Origin of the sequence: Curtobacterium uvaldense, assembly GCF_028307415.1 — a bacterium.
Lineage (GTDB): Bacteria > Actinomycetota > Actinomycetes > Actinomycetales > Microbacteriaceae > Curtobacterium.
Map to the genome: position 1 here is coordinate 133,567 of NZ_JAQMHU010000002.1, position 19,154 is coordinate 152,720.

Below are 19,154 nucleotides of genomic sequence, written 5' to 3' on the forward strand. Positions count from 1 at the left end.
GATCGGATGTAGGGAGCGGGGATGGACCCGAGGTTGAGGCAAGCGATCAACGACGTGTTCGAGCGGGGCGGAGCGACGACGCTTGGTGGCGGAGGAGTCATCGCGTTCGCCGCCGGTCAGGCGAGGAAGCGCCAGTTGCTCGGGAGGGCGCACGCGGGTGACGCGAGCACGGGAACTCCGATCTCGGCGCTTCATGGGATTGCACGCGGCAAGGCCGGCCTGGCTGGGGTGGCCGGCGGTTCGAAGGCGACCGGGGGCGGCGGCATCGATGGCGGTGCCCGTACGCTCCGCGCTGCAGCAATTAAGACCGAGCTGGCGGTCTTCGGGATCTCCGGAGCGGTCCTCGTCGGACGGATCGCCCTCCGGTACCGGCAGCTGGTGGTCGCCGACCGGCGGGCTGCGGCGGCGCGCGGTGACGCGGTCGGCGATGAGCTGGATGCGGAGGGCGGCTCGGACTTCACCGACGACTGATTGCGGGGATCGTCGGGCCGCATCACGCTCGTCGCAGCAGCACTGCGTTGCCGGTGCATAGGTACGGGTGCAACCACGAAATGCAGGAGGAGCCTGACCATGGATGAGCCACTGACCCGCGAGAACGAAGCAACCACGACGGCACTGGAAGCCGAGACCGGCGAGCAGTGCGGGTTCTCGTACGACCACGACCCGGCCGTCACGTTCGAGGACGGCACCGCTCGGCAGTGGGTGTGCGTGCGCTGCGGCGCTGAGGGCGAAGACGCGCTGGAGCCGGCGTCGTGACCGTTCGGCGCCAGCAGGCGTCCGTCGCCCAGCACGAGTCGCAGGCTCGGGGTCTTGACCTCGACACGATCACGTACGGCACCGAGGGACCGTTCCTGCCGTGGGAGGCGGACCACACCGCCCTCGTGCACGTGCTGTGGTGCGCGCGCCACCGCGGGCTCGACACGGATCGAGACGCCGATGCGATCGCGGCGATGATCGAGCGCTCGCGCTTCCTCGCCGCCCACCGGCACTTCGGCCGACCCCAGCCTCGGGTGCTCGGTTCGGATGAGCAGTTGCCTGACTTGATCCGACGTGTCGGCGCGCAGGAAGCTGCGCCGCTGTCGGGCGAAGGTGCGGACCGCCTCGCGACTGCGATCCTGGGGTCGCCCTGGATGCGGGACGCGCTGCACGGCGCACCGGCATGAGTGAGACCGCGGCCGACCTCCCGCGATACGCGACAGAGCTCCCGGACGACGAGATCGATCTTCTGATTCGCTACCCGCGACTCGGGGACTCGCGTCCCAGCCGTGCCTCTTGCGAAGGGGCCGCCGAACTCGTGTCGGCCCTGCGGGCGTTGCGGAGTTGGCTGGACGCCGCGACGCCTCGGCGAGGCGAACTGGGGCCCGTGGCCGTGCAAGAGCGCATCGCAGCGTGGTCCGTCGACCGCGAAATGTTCTGCGCCGAACAGGTGCTCGGGCTCGTGCTGAGGAGCTACGGCGGGCACGTACGCACCCGCATCGAGCCGCTCGCGGCCTTCGTCGCGGTCGAGTTCCAGTTCCGTTCCGTCACTGTGGTGATCCAGTTCGATTCCGACGCAGCCTCCATGGGCGCTATTCGCAGCACCGTGCGTGCGGTCGGGCTGGATGACGGTCGTGTCGAGCGGCACTTCGAGAACCTCCTCGCTCTCTGGCTCTGTGACAGCGACGACTTGTGGGAAGCGCGACGCTCAGCCAGCGGCTGATCCTGTTCCGCACGGTGCATAGGAGTGAGCATGAGCAACGACATGAACGGGACCCCGGACCTCAGCGTCGAGAGGATGGTGCGCGATGACCTCCAGACACGCTTGGGCGCGGCAGCTCGGGAGCTTGCCGACATCGCCGCCATGCTCCGGCAGCGGGCTGCCGACCTCAACGAGGTCGGCAGCCGCTCGCAGGCGCGGTCCTACGTCGGCGTCTGCGTCGCAGCTGCCGACGAGATGCATACGCGCGTCGCCGATCTTCGGCTCGAGCGTCTCGCCGTTGCCGCGCTGCAGGCAGACCTCGACCGGGCGAAGCACGACGGGGAGATCGGGCGGTAACCGCTTCAGCGCCGCCCGCTGACTACGCTGCGGGCATGGCGCTCACTCGGAACCCACTGCACATCGGCGCCGGCGGCGAGCTGCTCGTGCAGTACCGCCTGCTGAAGCTCGGGCTCGACTCGGCACGCATGACCACCGACGCCGGGATCGACCTCGTCGTCTACGCGCCGGGCGCGCAGGAAGCGACGACGGTGCAGGTGAAGGCAGTTGACCGGGCCACGCCTTCTGGCGGGACAGGACGACTGGCGGTCGGGTGGAACTTCCCGCACGACACCCCGGCGCAGCTTCTGGCGTTCGTGCTCCTCGAACGGGACCTCGTCTGGCTCTTCACCCGGGCGCAGGCGCGCGCGACGGCGCAGCAGCACACCGAGAAGGGCGCCCGCCGGCTCTACTGGTACACGGACCTCTCCATCCCGCAGCGAGACGGCGTCCCGATCATCGAGACGGACGTCGACCAGTACCTGCTCGAGCGGCAGGCTCCGCTGCTGTTCCCAACCGGACGCTGAACGCGGCAGCTCCGCGGCTCCGGCCGGTCAGCGGTGCGCGTCGAGGATGCTGCGCTCGTGCTGCCGCATGGCGCTGACCAGATGCGCGGCTCCCAGCACCGCGTTCAGGTGCGAGAACTGCCGGCCGAGCCCGACGCCGTGCGAGCTACCGTGCCGGTTGAAGGTGGTCGGCACATCGTCCTTGTACGAGCGGAACGCGTGCTCGAGCTGCGCGAGATGCAGCTTCTCCCTGACGATCTCCGCCTGGCCGAGGTCGCGCTTCACTGACTTGTAGTGCCCCTGTCCAGTCAGCAGCAGCTGCATCGTCTCCAAGGTACTCGCGGCGTAGGCCTGCGCGAGGTCGTCAAAGCCGGCGCGGATCCCGGCGATCGACCTGCGCGCCGGCTCGATGAAGCGTTGAAGCTCCGCGGCAGTGAGATCGTCTAGCAGCGTTTCGCACCAGTCGAGTACGTCGTCGGAGCGAGTGGTCATCGCCGCACGGCGTGCTGCGGGATCCGCCGCTGAGGCGATGAGCTCGAGCGTCTTCGGATCCGGAACCTCGGCGACGACGAGCCCCTCAGCGATCCAGAGCAGCCACTCGTCCGGGTCGTAGTCGATGTCCGCCGCGGCAAGGTTCGCAGGCAGCGCACCGGGCTCGAGGTCATCGGGGTCCGGGAACCCGAGATGCAGCAGGCTGTTCCGGAGCGCGCCCACGATCGGGTCGAACCAAGACGGCGAGATCAGCGGGGCGCCCTTGATCGTCTGCTCAGCGATGATCCGACCGATCTCGGAGACGGCCGGAGCGTGCGCCCATGTGCCGAGACCGGAGAGGTCGAAGGACGGCTTGTACAGGGAGCCGAGGTTGGCGACGAAGGCCGGCGAGAAGTTCCACCCGCCGATGGTGCGCCCGATGCTCGCGAAATCGACGCCCTTGGCTACATTCGCGCCGGTGCCCGCCAGCCCCGTGCCCTCGGCGATCCCCGGCAGGCCGGTGCCCTTGGCGATCCCCGGCAGGCCGGTGCCCTGAGCGGCGCTCGGCACGATGAGCCGTCGGGCGCTCGAAGCGTCGTCGCCGTGCTCGTCGTCGCGGTGAGCGCCCTCGACGTGCGGCTCGGTGCCGACATCGCTCGGTCCTTCGGCGTCGCCCGGTGTCGTGCTGAAACCCATGCGCCGACCGTAGCCGACCGCGCCGACCCGAACGCGTGGCGCCGGCGCATAGGAGGAGGTGAAGCCGGGCGACCGCCGCCCGCTGGAGCAGAGGAGGTCCACCATGATCGCAGCCATCGTCACTGTCGCACTCGTAGCAGCTGAAATCTGGTGGGCAGCGCGCTTCGACCTCGAGCTCCAGAACGACGTCTGCACCCGCGTACTGCACACCCCCGACGTTCAGCGCGACCGGCCCGTTGCATAGAAGGAGACATGACCTTCGACCTGCCTTCGACGGATGGCGAGCCGCAGCCGCGGCACCACGTCGACGCCGCGGCTCTCGCCGACGGCGACCCCTTCACGCTCATGCCCGCACTCTGGCCCCTGCTGTACGGCGTCCCGGACGCTGAGGGTGGTGCGCTCGTGCATCTCAGCACTGACGCTCCTCCGCTGCGCTTCCGACCGCTGTCGGAGTACCGGGTGCTCTGCGGGGAGCCGTGCGCAAGCGAGATCGTGACCTACGTCACCGGCCCCGAGGCGCGCATGGTGATCGTCAGCGGCGCCGCCGACGGCAGCGCGTTTGAGGTGTGCCAGGCCTGCCGGGTTGCGCACGACGTCCTGATGGACCGGGCCGTGCGCGCCGCAGGGCTCGGGGACACGCTGTGACTGTCGCGGGGCAGACGTTCCTCGACGATCGACGCGTCCGGATGAGTGTGGTCGACGTCAAGCGCGGCCGCCGCGGGACGGTGGTCTTCTGCCGTGACGAACGAGGCCGGGAGCGTCGCGTTGCCGAGCACGATCTGCTCGGGTGGACAGCCGTCCCGGATCGGTTCAGCGATCGGCCCAGCGTGATCGTCGAGGTCGCCGGCAGCGTCATCGAGTGCGCGGTCGACGAAGCTCCGGGGCTGCCCATCGTGAGCGGGTTCGACGGGGCTACGAGGCTGCTGGGATTCCAGCGCGATGCGCGCGCCGCGACCCTCAGCGTCGTCGCCGGAGCCGAATGGGCCATGGACTCTGCTGCGCAGCGGCGCGTCGTCGCGGAGGCGATGACGCCGGTATTCGAGCTCGCAGACGGTCAGATCGTGCAGCTGCAGGGCGCCGTGCTCGACGTCCGCGCAGCCTGACCTGCCGATCAGCCGGCGGTGATGTGCGCTTCCGCAAGCCGGCGGCTCGGCGGGGGCACCAGCGCGAGTAGCCGAGAGCGAGCTTCGTCGAGATCCCGACCATCTGCGGTCAGGGTCTCCGTCTCATTCGATCGGACGATCGCGGTCGCGCGGACAGAGTCTTCGAGCGCGATGTAGCCGATGGTGACGACTTCGAAGCCGTCGGGGACGACGTCGAAGATCCGGGCGCGCGCGTCGTCCCGGTCAACACCTTCGGCGGAGACGCATTCGGTGTGGAGGCTGCGGACGGTGACGGAGAGGCGCACGCGCACATGGTACTCGTCGCTGAAGTTCTGAAGCAGCAGTAACACCGGTGCCATGTCAGCGCCGCTCGCGCAGCTCCCGATGCCGCACGTCCTCCCGTCGGGCCCACACGGCCTGGAGACGGCCCTGCCAGGTAGTTTCGACCAGCACGACCGTCTCGGACGCGGCGGCAGCGAAACCGTGCGTGTGCAGGCTGCCGATCTCGGCGTACTCGACGTCTACCCAGACGGGCATCTTCCGCTCGAGTGTGCGCACGTCCCCGCGGTCACCTTCTGGCACCTGCACAGGCGTGTACAGCGTGACATCAGGGTGCTCCGGTGGGTGCCATCGGTGCACGGGGCGATCGCCGCCAAGGGCGGTCAGGAATGCGTCGTCGGCCACGTCACCGCCCCCGACCACACCCAGACGCGATGCGTCGCGCCGTCACGCTGCGTGAACTCCACCTGCACAGCCCGATCCGTGTACGCGACCACACGGCCGGTGACTTGCACGGGGACTTCCGGGTAGCGGACCCACGCGTTGACCTCGTCACCGCCGGTCACCTCGACGACGTCCTGACCGCCGAGCTCATCGGTGTTGAGGGAGATTGGTCGCGGCCTGGTCAGGAACTCGTTGATGGCTCCTTGCGTGAGGTCGCTGCCGTACCGGCTGTTCTCGCCCATGCGACTATTAGAACAAAGTTTCGAGTACCGCGTTCTCCTGGCTCGTCGAGCCCCTCTAGGCTGACTAAGCCTCAATGAGAGGCGCCAAGCCAGGAGGTACCACTCATGCTCCGTCCTCACACCATCGTCGCTGCCCTTGCAACCGGCGCCACGGCGGCGGCGCTGTTGACGGGCTGTGCGAGTGAACAGTCCTACTCGAGCGCCAGTCAGCTGCGCGACGCCTACCAGGACGCCGGCGGCCGTTGCCCGGACGCCCTGCCGGTGCCAGAAGAACTGATTGGCAAGGGCGGGCACGGACTGCTGTGCGGCGGCAACACGGTCACCGTGATGGTCGTCTGGGACACTCCTGAGCAGAACAACCGCTACCTCGCCGACGTGCTCGACAAGCCCGACATGCATGCGGTCGTCGGCGAGCGATGGGCGCTGCTCGCCGACGACGCCGAAGACGTTGCTGGTGAGCTCGGCGGCGAGTACCAGTCCACTTCGAGCTGAGCAACGACCGCTGCGGGCGCGGTCAGGAGCAGGTGTCGCAAACGTTGGTCAACGGCATCAGATCGCCGCAGTCCGGGCACGGCTGCTGCGCGGCGCGGCGGTCGGTCACGGTGCCACCGTCGCGGGCGCTGTTCTCCGGCATCCACAGCCCCCACAGTGGCGCGCGTTCGTCGCTCTGCCAGACGACGAGCCCCGGCCCGCCGGCAGCGATCGCTTCATCTCGGTCGGTGAATCCGTTCACCCAACCGGACGCGATGCGAAGCGGCGGATAGCCGTCGGCACGGTCGGCGCGCACGTAGGTCGCTTTCTCATGGAACGCCGACACGTCGACGTGCTCGAGGATGCGCGACACCGTCGAACGGTTCGCATGCGCGGTACGGCGAAGCACATCGTGCGCTGTCAACACGTCGTCGTCGGTCACGACCCATCCCGATCCAAGCGCCGGCAGCTCACCGACGTCACCATCATCCTCGCACGCGCCCTCGCTTCGTCATTCGATGCCGAGCACGACGGGCGTTCGAGAGGACCCGCTCGCGTCGTAGTCGGCGGCGCCGTCGTCGTCGGGGCCGTTGATGATCGTCGACAGCGGGATGGGGATGCCGCTGACCCGGTCTGTGACGTCCGCTCCGAACCGGATTCGCGGGTGCCCACCGCCGACTGGGCGTTCGATGCCGCGGTCGTGGAGCCCGTCGGCGTAGAGCGAGTTCCAGGTTGTCGACTGCTTCTGCCCGGGGAGGACGAGGTCCGGGTGCAGGCGTTGAGCGGTGTGAAACGCGGCGCGCGAGTCGAGCACGACGATCCGGGACCCGTCTTCGCGGTTGACGAGCACGCCGATGCGGTCGCCGGTCGGCATCCAGCCGTTCGAGTGCGGGTCGCGCTTCCACCCGAGCGCGGTGTTCAGGAACGCGGCGTGCTCTGGGCTGACGCCGGACTCGGCGCTGGCGATGACGGGCTCGCTGCCGGGCTGCACCGGGTTCGCCACGTGCGCCCGGTGCGCCTTCAGCGCGGACGCGACCGCGGTGATGATGTTTCGTCCGGGCGTCGTGTCCGCGGCGTACCGGGCTCCGTCGACGGCGAAGCGGAGGAGGCGCTGCATGTAGCTACCTTCGCCCCAGCCAAGTTGCGTCATCAGCGGATCGGTCTCGGGTACGCCGAGCTGATCGAGCATGGTGCGCAGCACCGCGAGAGCGAGCGTCAGGTCGGCGAGCTTCTTCGCCTGGCGGTCGATCTCACCGCCGGAGATCCCGTGGCGATCCTCGAGGTTGCGGCGGACGAGGGTCAGGTTGATCGAGCGCATCCGCTCGGCGATCTCCACGCGCCCAGCCCAGTCGTCCGCGAAGACCGCCCCGGGCAGCGTCGGCATCAACCAGTACCGGATCATTCCGGCGACGAGGCGGCTCGCAGCCGGCTCATGAGCATCGCGAGCCTGCACGGCGGCCGTCGTGCGGGCCTGGTCGGTGGAGAACACACCGCGGAGGAACGGCAGCTGCACGGCACGCTGGATGGCGCTGGCGGAGTCGAGCTCGTTCTCCGCGGTGATCACCAGCAGCGCCGTCGGCGCGTGGGTGACGCGCTGGCGGCCGCTGACGCCGTCCATGCGCCGACGGGAGGCGTGGTTGTGGACCGACCGGATGATGTCCGTCAGCGCCGACTCCCGCGACTCCTGACGGCCTCGGGACGGGGATGGGGCGAGGTCGTCCGCAACCCAGATCGGCACGCGCGCGATCGAGTCCTCCATCGCCGCGAGGCTGTCGTTGGCGCTACCGGGGAGACTGTCACCGGTCCACGTGCCGCCTTCGCGCTGCCAGCCGCTCATCACGAACGACGCCCAGTGGCTCTTGCCGCTGTTCGGCGGACCGTACGCGTAGATCACGCTGGTCGGATGCAGCGGCAGCGTCGGGCGCAGCATCGCAGCGATGCCGAGGATGCCGTACGCCGGGTCCGCCCACGCGCCGTTGGTCACGTACGCGTCGAAGACGCTGCGCGCGTCCGCGATGAACTGTTCACGCCACACGTCGAAGGGGAGCTCGCCGTAGTGATCGGCGACGCCGAACTTGCTGGCACCGCCGAGGACGGCTTCCGTGACGCCGGGGGCGACGACGACGTCGTCGGGTTGACGGGAGATGACCTGCTCGCCGATGACGAACGAGCACCAGCCGGTGTCATCCGGTACCCAGCCCATGGTCTCCCATGACCGGATGGTGCTCGTCTTGTCGGCCTGGTGCGCCTTGATGGCGCTGAGCCATTCGGCGCCGCGGATCCGGGAACCACGGGTCGGCGGCCAGCTCGGACTGAGCGCGAGCGACGCGGGGACGTGCGCGGAGGTGGCGTGCCAGTCGCTGGGGCTGATGGTGAGGATGCTCTGCGGTCCGGTGACCACGTGTGAGGCCACGTCCGACGAGCCGACCTCGCAGGTGGTCACCTGCAGTCGGATGCTCGTCGTGGCGGTCTCCGCGTCGAGATCCGGGGAGATCGTGCCGGAGGCGATCTCCGATTCGCCGGGCCGGCGGCGGGTCTCGGCGCTGAGGATGCGGCCGGCCACGTACGCGCCGCCGACGGTGTAGTCCCGCCAGACCAGGGGCGCGCCGGGCTCGAGGCGGAGCAGCTCCTGCGTGACCCACGGGCGGTCCTCCGCGACGCGCATGGTGCCTTCGTCGGTGCTCGAAGCGGGCGCCGCAGCAGCGTCTCGCCGAGGCTCCTCTGGCAGGGCCGGGGTGATGATGGCGGGCAGGTCGCTCCAGTCGCCGAGTGCGGCGAAGAAGTCGTCGAGCCCGACCTTGCCGACCGCGCCGAGGCCGCGCTGGGTGGCGCGTTCTGCGATCAGTGGCGCGTCGAGGTCGATCAGCATGGGGGTGGCGTTCTTGTTGCCTGAGAGCCAGTCGAACAGCTGACCTGCCTGCTTCCGCACCTGCCGATTGGTATGCACATCGCCGTCGAAGGCGACGAGGACGGTGCGGTCGTCGAAGCGGAAGGCGTTCCACTCGGGGTTCTTGTGCCAGTTGCTGACGCCGGCGATCGCGAGGGTCGCGCACCGCTCGTGCGCGGGGATCTGCTCGAGGAGCGCGCGCAGTCGTGCGGTCGCCTGCTCCGGGGTTCCCTGGAAGCGCAGCTCGTCGTCGTCGAAGTGGGCCGCCAGCTGTGCGCTGAGGGCTGCGTCGGCCTTGATGATGCCCTCGGTGAGCAGGAGCGTCGGGGCTCCGAGGATCCAGTCGTGTGGCGTGGCGGGGTGGATGTCGATGACGGTGTTCGCGCCGGCGAGGAACTCGTACTTGCGGGGTCGGTCCTGTGCGTCCAGCCGTGGGTGGCTCGGGCGAAGCTGCACGGGGCCGGGGTCGGGTGTCATCGCGGCTGCCGCAGCCGTGCCGACTGCGCCGAGGGAGAACCAGGGCAGCACGAGCAGGTCGGCGTCGTCGGCTTCGACCAGGGGCAGGAGCTTCTTGCGGACCCGGTCGGGTCGAGCGGCGGGGCTTCGATCTGCGAGCTGGCGGACGCCGGTGTCGTCGCTGACGCTGGTGTAGCCGCGGGCGGCCGCAACCAGCGGGGCAACGCCGCTCGTCGCGAGCTTGCGCGCGCCCGATCCGCTGACGTGCGGGTGGAAGTCGGCTGCGGTGAAGCGTCCGACGGGCTCCCCGTGCACGGGCGTGGGGTCGGTCATGGAGGTGTCCTTCCGGCTGCGGTCACCTGCTTCTATGCACCGTGTCACGCCGGCAGCGGATCGCCTCGGTCAGGGGCCAGAAGTTCTCTGGTCCTGCCAGAAGGCTCCGGAGGAATCTGGTCGGCTCGGATCGGCTCTACTCCGCCTCTCGACCCCCTTCTAACCAAATAACCAGATAATTTTTTGAAAAGTATGTATGTACGTACGTAGTACTGTCAGTCGTCCATCCATGCAGGCGTATGGATGGACGGATCGTGTGTACGTGTTCACGTGTAAGAGGCTTATGAGTGCGCACAATTTCTCGGTTCGCTGGTTTAGCGGGAAAAGCCCAGATCAGGGCGCCTAGGGGACCTCGGTTGGCGATCTGGCCGACCAGAAAAGTTTCCTGGCTCAGCCCGCTCGAAGTGGTCGAGACGCCGTCGACGAGACCCACTGGTGCGCCGCAGGCAGGCCACGGTGCATAGACGTACACGTGACCATCGCTCCCGAGACGCCGTCGACGTTCGCACACCTGCACGTGCACACCGAGCACTCTCCGCTGGACGGGCTGTCGAAGCTGAAGTCCCTGTTCGAGCGAGTCGCCGCGATCGGGCAACGCACCTGCGCGGTCACCGACCACGGCACCCTCTCCGGGCTGTGGCTCGCGCAGAAGGCCGCCGACGCAGCAGGCGTGAAGCTCGCCCCGGGGGAGGAGTTCTACCTGGCGTACGGCTCCCGGTTCGAGCCCGGCAGCGAAGACGTCCCCACCGACGACGGCGACGACTCCGACGACGCCAGCACCGGACGAGTGAAGACCCGCCGGTACCAGCACCTCACCGTCATCGCCACCAACCCCGACGGCTGGCGAAGCCTCGTGCGCCTGCGCAACGAGTCGGAGCGCACGAAGGTGACGGTCGCCGGCAAGCCTTACCCGCTGATCGACATCCCACTCCTTGCGGCCAACGCCACCGGCATCGTCGTGCTCACCGGCTGCCTCGGCGGCCCCGTACTGGGACCCCTCGCGCGCGGCGACGAGGCGCTCACCAGGAGGAACCTCGACGACCTCCTCGCCGCGGTCGGCCGAGACCGGCTCTTCGTCGAAGTGATGTCCCACGGCATCGCCGCAGAAGACGCCGTGCTGCCCCGACTTGCCGAGATCGCCGACGAGTACGCGCTTCCGCTGGTCGCCACGAACGACAGCCACTACCTCGACGCCGCTGACGCCGCTGCCCACGATGCCTGGCTGGCCCTGCGCACGAAGAAGACCGTCGATGACACCAAGCGCTACCGGTTCACCGGCAGCGGGTACCACGTGAAGACCGAGGCCGAGATGCGTGCCGTCCGCCCCGACCAGTGGTGGCAGGACGCAGTGAGCAACACCGCGCTCGTCGCCGACCGCGTCACCGACCGTGTACTCCCACGCTCCGAGCCGATGCTGCCCACGTTTCCCGTCCCGCCGGAGTTCGCCTCACCGAAGGACTACCTGATCAAGCAGATCCGCGACGGCGCCGCACGGATCTTCGGCGACCCACTGCCCGAGCCCGTCCGAGACCGGCTGAACACCGAGCTCAGCGTCATCCTCCGTCCGAGTCCCGACAAGCCGGAGCTCAGCTTCGACTCCTACATGCTGATGGTCGCCGAGATGATCGCCTGGGAGGAGCGCGACGGCGGCTACGCCGGCGCCGGCCGTGGATCCGGCGCGGGATGCCTCATCGGCTACTGCCTCGGCATCACCAAGCTCGACCCGCTCGAGCACAACCTCCTCTTCGAGCGCTTCCTCGAGCCCGGCCGATCCGACTGGCCCGACATCGACACCGACTTCCAGAAGACCCGGCGCGACGACATCCTGGATCACCTCGCAGAGTTCTGGGGCGCCGACCGCGTCGTGCAGATCGGATCGTTCGCGAAAGCGAAATCGAAGCGGGCGCTCCGCGACGCCGCCCGCGTACTCGGCATGAGCCACACCGGCGACGTCCTCGCGAAGGCGGTCCCGATCGTCGACGGCGGCAAGCCGATGCCGCTGGCGCTGGTCACCGACGACACCAACCCCGCCACCGGCGAGTTCCGCAGACTGCTCGAGCGTCACGGCGTCGAAGCCGACCGAGTCCTCACCCTCGCTCGCGCGTTTGAAGACACCGCCGCAGAGCTCGGCATCCACGCATGCGGGGTGCTCGTCGCCGACCGGGACCTGTTCGACCTGATTCCGCTGCGCCAGCACAAGGACACCGGCCGCTGGATCAGCGAGTGGGACAGCCACGACATCGAAGAGCTCGGCGGTGTGAAGCTGGACGTCCTCGCGCTGCGCAACCTCGACATGGCGGCCGATGCGATCGCGCTGATCGAAGAGCAGACGGGGGAGCGCATCGACCTGGCGGGGATCCCCGACGGCTCCGACACCACCGACCCGCGTGTGCAGGCCACCTGGCGGCTGCTTCAGGACGGCCGGACCGCCGGGGTGTTCCAGATGGAGTCCGCTCCGATGGCGCAGCTCGCCCGCGACGTCCGGCCGACACACATCGACGATCTGTCCGCGGTGATCGCACTCTACCGGCCCGGGCCGCTCTCGGCCGGCATGCACACGATGTACGCGGCGCGCAAGAACGGTCTGGAGCCGGTGGACTACGACTGGCTCACCGACGACCCGGACGAGCAGCGCCTCATCGCGAGCGTCCTGGAAGAGACGTACGGGCTCATCGTCTACCAGGAGCAGATGATGCAGCTGTCCGGCCTGGTCGCCGGCTTCGACGCGAAGGAACGATCGAAGCTGCGCAAGGCGGTCGGGAAGAAGCTCAAGGATCAGATGGCCGAAGTCGGGCAGATGCTGCTTGACCGAGCCGAGCAGGAGTTCCGCGACGACCGCGGTCAGGTGATCTCGCCATCGGTCAGCCGCGCCACCGTTCAGCGGCTCTACGACGCCATCAAGGGCGCGGCCGAGTACTCGTTCAACAAGTCGCACTCCGCCGCGTACGCCAGGCTGGCGTGGCAGACGGCGTACCTGAAAGCGAACTGGCCGGCGGCCTACGGCGCGGCGATCCTCGGAGCGACCGACGACAAGGACAAGCGCATCGAGGCGCTCCACTCGCTGGCAGCCGAAGGCATCGATGTCCTTCCGCCCGACGTCAACAGTTCGGGCGTACAAACCCGTCCGGAAGGCTCCCGCGCAGTCCGCCTCGGCCTCGCCGAGGTGAAGGGCACCGGCGAGCAAGTCGCGGCGCGCATCGTCGCCGCCCGCGCCGCCGGAGCGTTCACCTCCATGCACGACCTGGTCTTCCGGGTCCGCAAGAGCGACGACTCCGCCGAGCAAGCGGTGAAGGCGTCCGACCTCGTCGCGCTCATCGAAGCAGGCGCGCTCGATGCGCTCGGACCGCGGATGGGCCTGTTCATGATGGCCAGGACTGCCAGGACAGTCGACCTGCCGATCCCGGACGTCGAATGGGGCGTGATCGAACGCACCTCGCGGCAGCGCAACCGCCTGCTCACGGTGGTGGGTGAAAACCCGCTGGCGACATTCCAGGCGACGCTGCGCGCCTGGAACGTGCCGGGCCCTGTCGGCCCGAACGGCGAAGTGCTGCACGCACCAGGCACACCCGTGGGAATGCTGCCCGACCAGGACGGCGCGAGCGTCACGACGATCGGCGTCCTGTCCGCCTTCGCCACCCGGACGTACCGCGGCGGCACCATGGCGAGCCTCACGATTGAAGGCACAGGGGCGAGCATCCGCGGCGTGATGTGGGACGAAGCGCTCGCTCGAGCGCGAGAGGCAGGCACGGTCCCGCCGGTCGGCTCGCTCATCGGCGCGACCGGTCGCATCCAGGTTCGCGAGCTGGAGACCGAGAACGACGACGGCGAGGTCGTCACCCGCAGGCTGCGGGAGATCACCGTCGGCACGCTCCACCCCGTCCCCGTCCAGGATCCGGTTCGAGGCGGCCTACCCGACGACGTCCCGGTGCCCGAGCTCACCTCCTCGAGCGTCACGCTCAACGCTCAGACACACCTTGGGGCTGCCGAAGCGGACGCGGAGGAGAAGCCGTCGGGCCTGCAGATCGAGGCGCTCTTCGGCGCCGACTCGGCGCCGCCAGCCCCTCCTGCCTGCGACACATCGCAGACCGACTTCCCGCAGCAGCTCGGCGGCGACCGGCTGCCGGCCGACGTCGGTGCGGCTCCGGTTGTCCACCTGTCAGCGGCGGGCTGGATCGCCAGCGACGACGCCAGCGCGCCGGAGCTGCGCGACACGGTCACGCGCCTGCTCGCCGGCAGCCCCGTCGAGGGCGCCCGCCTGCTCTGGAAGGGCGGCCGACCGATCGCCGTCGTCGCAGACACCGACGAGGTCGTCGCTCACATCGTGTAGCGCTCCCGACCGCGCTCGGCGGGCTCGCGGGCCACATCCCTCACATGAGCGAGACCACCAGCACGCCGAACCTGGGCCAGGCCGTGCGAGCGGATTTCGAGCCGCCGCGCGACGCAGCAGGCAGGTTCGTCCAGTACCGAACCAGCCAGCCCGAATCCGCGCTCGGCAAGCCCGGGTACGCCGATGAGTCCGCCGCCGCGTACCAGCCGGTCGCCGATGCCGCGACGGAAGCTCCCGTCGCTGAGAGTGAGACGGCGAACGACCGCCGGATGAGCCTGCGGGCAGCGCGCGAGCGGTTCCAGGCGAGGTGCCGGGAGCTGCTCGCCCGCGGGTACCTGCCGGCATCGAGCACGGAAGCGCTCACCGACCCCCGCTCGCGGGAAGGCATCGACCTGTACTGGCAGAACCACTACGCCACCGCGGAGCAGGCCGGAGCGACCGGAGCCGGCGTCTACCAGGTCATGCCCGACGACTACACGCCCGGTCGGACCACCGGACGCGCCATCTCCGGGAACCGCCGCACCCACCGCATGTCGTACTCGAACTCGGAGGTGGCCGTCCGCATGCCGTCGGCGACCGCCATCCGTCGCTTCTCCGCGGAGAACCGCGGTGCCACTTTCGACGTGCCCGTGGAAGGTACCTACCCCGGCGGGAGCGTTTCCGGCTACGTCCGCGTGACCAACAACGGACCCGGGCAGTGGAGCGTCTCCGGGCTCGGCATGGATCCGCGGGCGAACGCGTACATCTCGGAGAGCGTGCAGGCAGTCCTGGAAGCGCGAAGCGTCACCAGTGCGTTGCGGAACATCCCCGACATCCTCGAGCGGCGCGCCCAGCGTCTGAGCGCCACCGGCACGACGACCAAGCCGCTCTACCACTCGGACTGGATCCGGTCCCTCGGCTACAACCGGTCGACCGGCGACATGTTCGTGCAGATCAACGGCAAGATGTACGGCTACCGCAACGTCGCACCTGACACCGTCGAGCGGCTTCGGAACCCGACGCGCGACGACCGCTTCAGCGCCGGAACCGTGTACAACAAGCTCGTGAAGGGCAAGCACGGCACGTTCGCCGTCGCTCGACACGACGCGTGCGGCCGCTTCTACCGCGCCGGCGACGAGCACCGGTGCGCGTCCGAGCACAAGCCACGACAAGCGCCGGAGACCGAGAGCACCTACCAGCAGGAGATCAAACGGCGGCTCACGTCGATCGGCCGCCGGATGCTGCAGCAGTAGCTGCCGCGCCGTCACAGCCCGCCGGAGCGTCCCGCTTCGGCGGGCTGCTTCGTGCGCCCGCGAGGCGCCCGCACCGCGGTGCATAGGAGGTAGCGACCACATCGCACAGCGCCTCGCTTCGGAAGGAAGCCGCTCGCCATGACTTCATCAGCACCCCCGCCGCCCGCCGGCACAATGCTCTGGATCGACTTCGAGACGACCGATCTCGACGCCGACCGCACCTCCATCCTCGAAGTCGCCGCGATCGTCACCGACGACCGGCTACGAGAGGTCGGCCGCTTCGTCACCCTCGTCCGGCCGCCGGCCGATCTCCTGCAGCAGCTGAACGACAGGCCCGTCGTGCTGAAGATGCACGTCGCATCCGGGCTACTGCACGACCTGATGCAAGCACCGATGGAGTCCCTACCGACGATCGCCGAGCTCGACCACCTCCTCGCCGCGTTCCTCCAGGCTCACGCGGCGCCGGACGCAACGGTCTGCGTCGCCGGATCCGGCGTCGGCCCGTTCGACCGCCGCGTGATCGGCGCCCAATTGCCCGAGCTGGACCGCCTGCTCACCTACTGGGTGATCGACTCCGGGTGTGAACGACGCCACTACCGGAAGGCGACCGGGGGCGAACTTGTCGAGGGCGATGACCACTCGACGGCAGCGCACCGCGCCGAAGCGGACACCGAGAACGCCCTCGAGGCGGCCAGGGCCGCACAGGAAGCGTACCGACTGCACGCGGCCTATCGACGCGCCTCCATACATCCGACGACTGCGCAGGAGCGGGCGCTGCTCGCACTCGGCATGATCGGTGCCTTTGCCGGCGTTGACGAGGTCGCTGCCACGAGCGAGCTGTACGCAGTCATGCCCGACCAGGAGCACGTCGCCGGCCTCGTCGATGCCGGCGCGATGCTGCTCGACGCTGCGGCCGAACTCGAAGGCGTTCGTCCAGACGTCATCATCGACCGACTCCGTCGCGGCGTGGTTGAACGGGCCGCGGGCAGCATCCGATGACTCGACAGATCGAGCGCACGGTTCGTTCCACCGCCCGCCTCATCATCGTGCTTGGCCTGCTGTCGCTCCCCGTGTCGTTCTTCCTGCCTGTCCCGGTGCGCTTTCGGCTCTACGGGATCGTGGCCATCACGCTGGGCGTGATGGTGACGACCTTGATCGCCCTGCCTCGCAGCATCTCCGCAGCAGTGTCGCGATGGTGCCCTCCCGGCCGATCACGCTTCCTGTTGCCCTCGCCGGGCCCGTACCAGCCCGAGATCGTTGCGGCTCGCGAAGCGACGAGCCCGGCGTCGCTCGTGGAACGAGCTCGGCACGAGGTGGCGCATGCGGTCGTTGCCGTCGCTCTCGGCGGCGTCGTGTTGGAGTGCACCACCATGGAAACGCAGGTCTCAGGCGGGCACGTCACCTTCGTCGTCCCTGTCGGGGACGTCGATCGTGCCCTGTGGGTCGATCTTGTCACCTGCCTCGCAGGATTCCGGGCGTTCGGCGGTGACGATTCGCGTCGCCTGAGGCGGACCTGCCGGGATGACGTCATCGAGGCGGCAGGGCTCGCCGCTCAGCTTGTTGCCGCTGGCGGCCGCTACGGCGATCACGAGGCGACGGTGACGAACCTCATCCGTGCCGCCGCTGAGGAAGCCGATCGGCTCCTGGCCATGCACGCGACCGCGGTCGACGAGCTCGTAGGTGCCTTGCAGGTCCGCAGAGCCCTCGACCACGCGACCATCGCGACAGCGATCGGCGTGCAGCCCGGCGAAGCCCTGCGCGACCCTTCCGATCCGGTGCATAGGAACAGGTAGCGGCAGAGCCCGCCGCGCGACCCGCACCGAGCGGATCGGCGCTCCTCCCAACGAACGAAAGCACATCATGACCGACACCAGCGCCGCCTTCCAGGCTCCCCAGCAGCAGTTCCAGCAGCCGCAGCCCATGCAGGGCCAGCCCCAGCAGATGCAGGGCCAGCAGCCCCAGGGCCAGGGGCAGGGGCAGCAGCCGAACAACGAGAAGCAGCTGATCACGCCGTTCGGCTTCGCCCGCGGCCAGCTCACCGCCGACCCGGAGCTGCGGTACACCCAGAACAACAAGCCCGTCGCGAACTTCACGATCGCGTCGACCGAGCGCGTCCGTGACCGTCAGACCGGCGAGTACGTCGACGGGACGACGACCTTCTACCGCTGCACCGTGTGGGACGCCTACGCCGAGCACGTCGCCGCCTCGCTGACGAAGGGCATGACGGTGCTGGCGCAGGGTCGGGTGTACGTGCGCGGCTACACGAACCAGCAGCAGCAGCGCGGCTTCTCCGTCGACATGGACGTCGCGGAGGTGGGACCCACGCTCCGCTGGGGCACGACGGTCTTCACGAAGGCCGCGCCGAACGGTGCCGCGCAGGGTCAGCCCCTCCCGCAGACCCAGCAGTTCCAGCAGCCGGCTCCGCAGGGCCAGGCCGTCGGACAGCCGCAGCAGTTCCAGCAGCAGGCGCCGCAGGGCCAGCCGGTCCAGCAGCAGCAGTTCCAGCAGCAGGCGCCGCAGGGTCAGCCCGCCCAGCAGGGTCAGCCGACCTTCCAGTTCCAGGGCGCGCAGCCGACGCAGCAGGTCGCGCAGGTCGGAGCCGGCGTCGCCGCCGAAGCGGTCTTCTAGACCGCACCACGGCGGCGGGCCGAGCGACGCATCTTCTCCGCGTCCTCGGCTCGCCGCCAACCCGCCCGGCGGCCAATCGGCCATGCCGGGGCGGATCCAATTCCACTTCAGCGAAGGGCATACGCACGATGCGGACCGCGGACTCCACCACCGACCAGCCGGAGATTCGGCTTCTCCGGACGCGTGGCGACACGCTCCGGTGGTGGGCGCGCTCACGATGGGGGATCGTCGGATTCCTGATCTCGGCCGTGGTCGCCGCGACCCTCATTGTCCTCATGCTCTGGACACCGATCCGAAGCTGGGCCGCGGCCACGACCCGGGACGTCGCCTTCGACATCGTCGGAACGCCGACACCTGCGCCAACCACCGACGTCAAGGGCATCCTCAAGGCCCAGCGCAACCTCGCCGACGTCATCCGCCGAGCCGAGAACGCTGCAGCCGCAGCCGAACCGTTCCCTGACCTTGCCGAGTCCCGGACGAAGCTTCTCGAAGAGGTGGACCGAGCGAAGGCGACCCAGGAGCGCTCAACCAGCGCTCGTGAGCTCGGCGCCGCAGCCGATCGGCTCGAGGCGGCGACCGGAGACCTGCCGGGGCGTGCACGAGATGCGGCAAAGGCGCGGGACGAGCAGGAAGCAGCTGCGGAGCAGGCGCGGCAGGCCGAGGAGCGGGCCGCTGCCGAACGTGCGCAGCAGGAGGCGCAGCAGCGGCAGCAGCGGCAGCAGCAGCAGCAGTCGAAGCCACAGCAGACCAAGCCGCCGCAGAGCGCTCCGCAGCAGCCCGCCCCGGCGCCTCAGGCCCCCGCCCCCGCGCCGGCCCCGCAACCAGCGACCGCCCGGACAGCGGTGACCGCGAACTGCTCGACAGCCGCGACCGTGACCTTCACCGCCACCGGCGGCGGCACGGTCACCATCACCGCCGGCGGCCGCTCAGCCTCGGGCGCCGGTTCAGCATCCATCACCGTCTCCGGCGGTCCGGGCGCACTGTCCGCGTCGGCTTCCGCGTCGGGATCGGTACGGATCTCGTTCTCGTCGCAGGGCGCCTGCTCGTAGCGTCGACGCGAGTCGT

At 69.3% G+C, this 19,154-nt stretch carries 22 protein-coding genes; 16 read left to right on the plus strand and 6 right to left on the minus strand.

The genetic code is table 11. The features are described 5' to 3' along the window. Window positions 1-21 precede the first annotated feature (21 nt). From PIJ49_RS02215 to PIJ49_RS02240, 6 genes are all read left to right on the plus strand, one after another. Window positions 22-471, plus strand: a complete 450-nt coding sequence (locus tag PIJ49_RS02215) for a hypothetical protein (protein ID WP_271825535.1) — start codon at window positions 22-24, stop codon at window positions 469-471. A gap of 99 nt (window positions 472-570) precedes the next feature. After that, window positions 571-756 carry a hypothetical protein gene (locus PIJ49_RS02220; protein WP_271825538.1) on the plus strand — a complete coding sequence of 62 codons (186 nt, stop codon included), beginning with the start codon at window positions 571-573 and terminating at the stop codon, window positions 754-756. Beyond that, complete coding sequence (locus PIJ49_RS02225; protein WP_271825540.1) at window positions 753-1,163, plus strand: hypothetical protein; 411 nt, start codon at window positions 753-755, stop codon at window positions 1,161-1,163. Before PIJ49_RS02220 ends, PIJ49_RS02225 begins: the two co-directional genes overlap by 4 nt. After that, on the plus strand, window positions 1,160-1,699 hold the full coding sequence (locus tag PIJ49_RS02230) for a hypothetical protein (protein WP_271825543.1): 540 nt from the start codon (window positions 1,160-1,162) through the stop codon (window positions 1,697-1,699). The genes PIJ49_RS02225 and PIJ49_RS02230 overlap by 4 nt, the downstream gene beginning before the upstream one ends. 30 nt (window positions 1,700-1,729) lie before the next feature. After that, the gene (locus PIJ49_RS02235) at window positions 1,730-2,035 is read left to right on the plus strand and encodes a hypothetical protein (RefSeq protein WP_271825545.1); all 306 of its coding nucleotides are present in this window, start codon (window positions 1,730-1,732) and stop codon (window positions 2,033-2,035) included. A gap of 35 nt (window positions 2,036-2,070) precedes the next feature. After that, window positions 2,071-2,541: a hypothetical protein gene (locus tag PIJ49_RS02240; protein WP_271825547.1), complete on the plus strand. Its 471-nt coding sequence runs from the start codon at window positions 2,071-2,073 to the stop codon at window positions 2,539-2,541. Between the two features lie 27 nt (window positions 2,542-2,568). On the opposite strand, the gene PIJ49_RS02245 is transcribed toward PIJ49_RS02240, so the two are convergent. Further along, window positions 2,569-3,687, minus strand: a complete 1,119-nt coding sequence (locus tag PIJ49_RS02245) for a hypothetical protein (protein WP_271825548.1) — start codon at window positions 3,685-3,687, stop codon at window positions 2,569-2,571. Between the two features lie 103 nt (window positions 3,688-3,790). Here PIJ49_RS02245 and PIJ49_RS02250 point away from each other — a divergent pair, with 103 nt between their 5' ends. The 3 genes from PIJ49_RS02250 (at window position 3,791) to PIJ49_RS02260 (ending at window position 4,790) form a co-directional block, all read left to right on the plus strand. After that, on the plus strand, window positions 3,791-3,931 hold the full coding sequence (locus tag PIJ49_RS02250; RefSeq protein WP_271825549.1) for a hypothetical protein: 141 nt from the start codon (window positions 3,791-3,793) through the stop codon (window positions 3,929-3,931). 8 nt (window positions 3,932-3,939) lie between these two features. Further along, the gene (locus tag PIJ49_RS02255) at window positions 3,940-4,332 is read left to right on the plus strand and encodes a hypothetical protein (RefSeq protein ID WP_271825550.1); all 393 of its coding nucleotides are present in this window, start codon (window positions 3,940-3,942) and stop codon (window positions 4,330-4,332) included. A gap of 182 nt (window positions 4,333-4,514) precedes the next feature. Beyond that, the gene (locus tag PIJ49_RS02260) at window positions 4,515-4,790 is read left to right on the plus strand and encodes a hypothetical protein (protein ID WP_271825551.1); all 276 of its coding nucleotides are present in this window, start codon (window positions 4,515-4,517) and stop codon (window positions 4,788-4,790) included. 8 nt (window positions 4,791-4,798) lie between these two features. Here PIJ49_RS02260 and PIJ49_RS02265 read toward each other — a convergent pair whose 3' ends face one another. Genes PIJ49_RS02265 through PIJ49_RS02275 form a run of 3 tightly spaced genes read right to left on the minus strand, consistent with a single transcriptional unit; the run spans window position 4,799 to window position 5,755 of the window. After that, a complete protein-coding gene (locus PIJ49_RS02265; protein ID WP_271825552.1) occupies window positions 4,799-5,149 on the minus strand; it encodes a hypothetical protein in 351 nt (116 codons plus the stop codon). A gap of 1 nt (window position 5,150) precedes the next feature. Then, entirely contained in the window at window positions 5,151-5,474 is a 324-nt protein-coding gene (locus PIJ49_RS02270; RefSeq protein WP_271825553.1) for a hypothetical protein, read from the minus strand. Further along, window positions 5,453-5,755, minus strand: a complete 303-nt coding sequence (locus tag PIJ49_RS02275) for a hypothetical protein (protein WP_271825555.1) — start codon at window positions 5,753-5,755, stop codon at window positions 5,453-5,455. Before PIJ49_RS02275 ends, PIJ49_RS02270 begins: the two co-directional genes overlap by 22 nt. A gap of 105 nt (window positions 5,756-5,860) precedes the next feature. Here PIJ49_RS02275 and PIJ49_RS02280 point away from each other — a divergent pair, with 105 nt between their 5' ends. After that, a complete protein-coding gene (locus PIJ49_RS02280) occupies window positions 5,861-6,247 on the plus strand; it encodes a hypothetical protein (RefSeq protein ID WP_271825556.1) in 387 nt (128 codons plus the stop codon). A 22-nt stretch (window positions 6,248-6,269) separates the two neighbouring features. Here the strand turns inward: PIJ49_RS02280 and PIJ49_RS02285 are convergent, their stop codons facing one another. Both PIJ49_RS02285 and PIJ49_RS02290 read right to left on the minus strand, forming a co-directional pair. Beyond that, window positions 6,270-6,668 (minus strand): hypothetical protein, encoded by a 399-nt coding sequence (locus PIJ49_RS02285; RefSeq protein ID WP_271825557.1) that lies wholly within the window; start codon window positions 6,666-6,668, stop codon window positions 6,270-6,272. 69 nt (window positions 6,669-6,737) lie between these two features. Beyond that, entirely contained in the window at window positions 6,738-9,902 is a 3,165-nt protein-coding gene (locus tag PIJ49_RS02290; protein WP_271825558.1) for a hypothetical protein, read from the minus strand. A gap of 472 nt (window positions 9,903-10,374) precedes the next feature. Between PIJ49_RS02290 and dnaE the strand changes: the two genes are divergently transcribed. From dnaE to PIJ49_RS02320, 6 genes are all read left to right on the plus strand, one after another. Continuing rightward, entirely contained in the window at window positions 10,375-14,229 is a 3,855-nt protein-coding gene (dnaE, locus tag PIJ49_RS02295; protein WP_271825559.1) for a DNA polymerase III subunit alpha, read from the plus strand. A 44-nt stretch (window positions 14,230-14,273) separates the two neighbouring features. After that, a complete protein-coding gene (locus PIJ49_RS02300) occupies window positions 14,274-15,461 on the plus strand; it encodes a hypothetical protein (protein ID WP_271825560.1) in 1,188 nt (395 codons plus the stop codon). Between the two features lie 174 nt (window positions 15,462-15,635). Continuing rightward, complete coding sequence (locus PIJ49_RS02305; protein ID WP_271825561.1) at window positions 15,636-16,460, plus strand: exonuclease domain-containing protein; 825 nt, start codon at window positions 15,636-15,638, stop codon at window positions 16,458-16,460. Continuing rightward, window positions 16,457-17,254: a hypothetical protein gene (locus tag PIJ49_RS02310; protein WP_271825563.1), complete on the plus strand. Its 798-nt coding sequence runs from the start codon at window positions 16,457-16,459 to the stop codon at window positions 17,252-17,254. The genes PIJ49_RS02305 and PIJ49_RS02310 overlap by 4 nt, the downstream gene beginning before the upstream one ends. A 67-nt stretch (window positions 17,255-17,321) precedes the next feature. After that, entirely contained in the window at window positions 17,322-18,089 is a 768-nt protein-coding gene (ssb, locus tag PIJ49_RS02315) for a single-stranded DNA-binding protein (RefSeq protein ID WP_271825564.1), read from the plus strand. A gap of 248 nt (window positions 18,090-18,337) precedes the next feature. Continuing rightward, on the plus strand, window positions 18,338-19,138 hold the full coding sequence (locus tag PIJ49_RS02320; RefSeq protein ID WP_271825565.1) for a hypothetical protein: 801 nt from the start codon (window positions 18,338-18,340) through the stop codon (window positions 19,136-19,138). The last annotated feature ends 16 nt before the right edge of the window (window positions 19,139-19,154 follow it).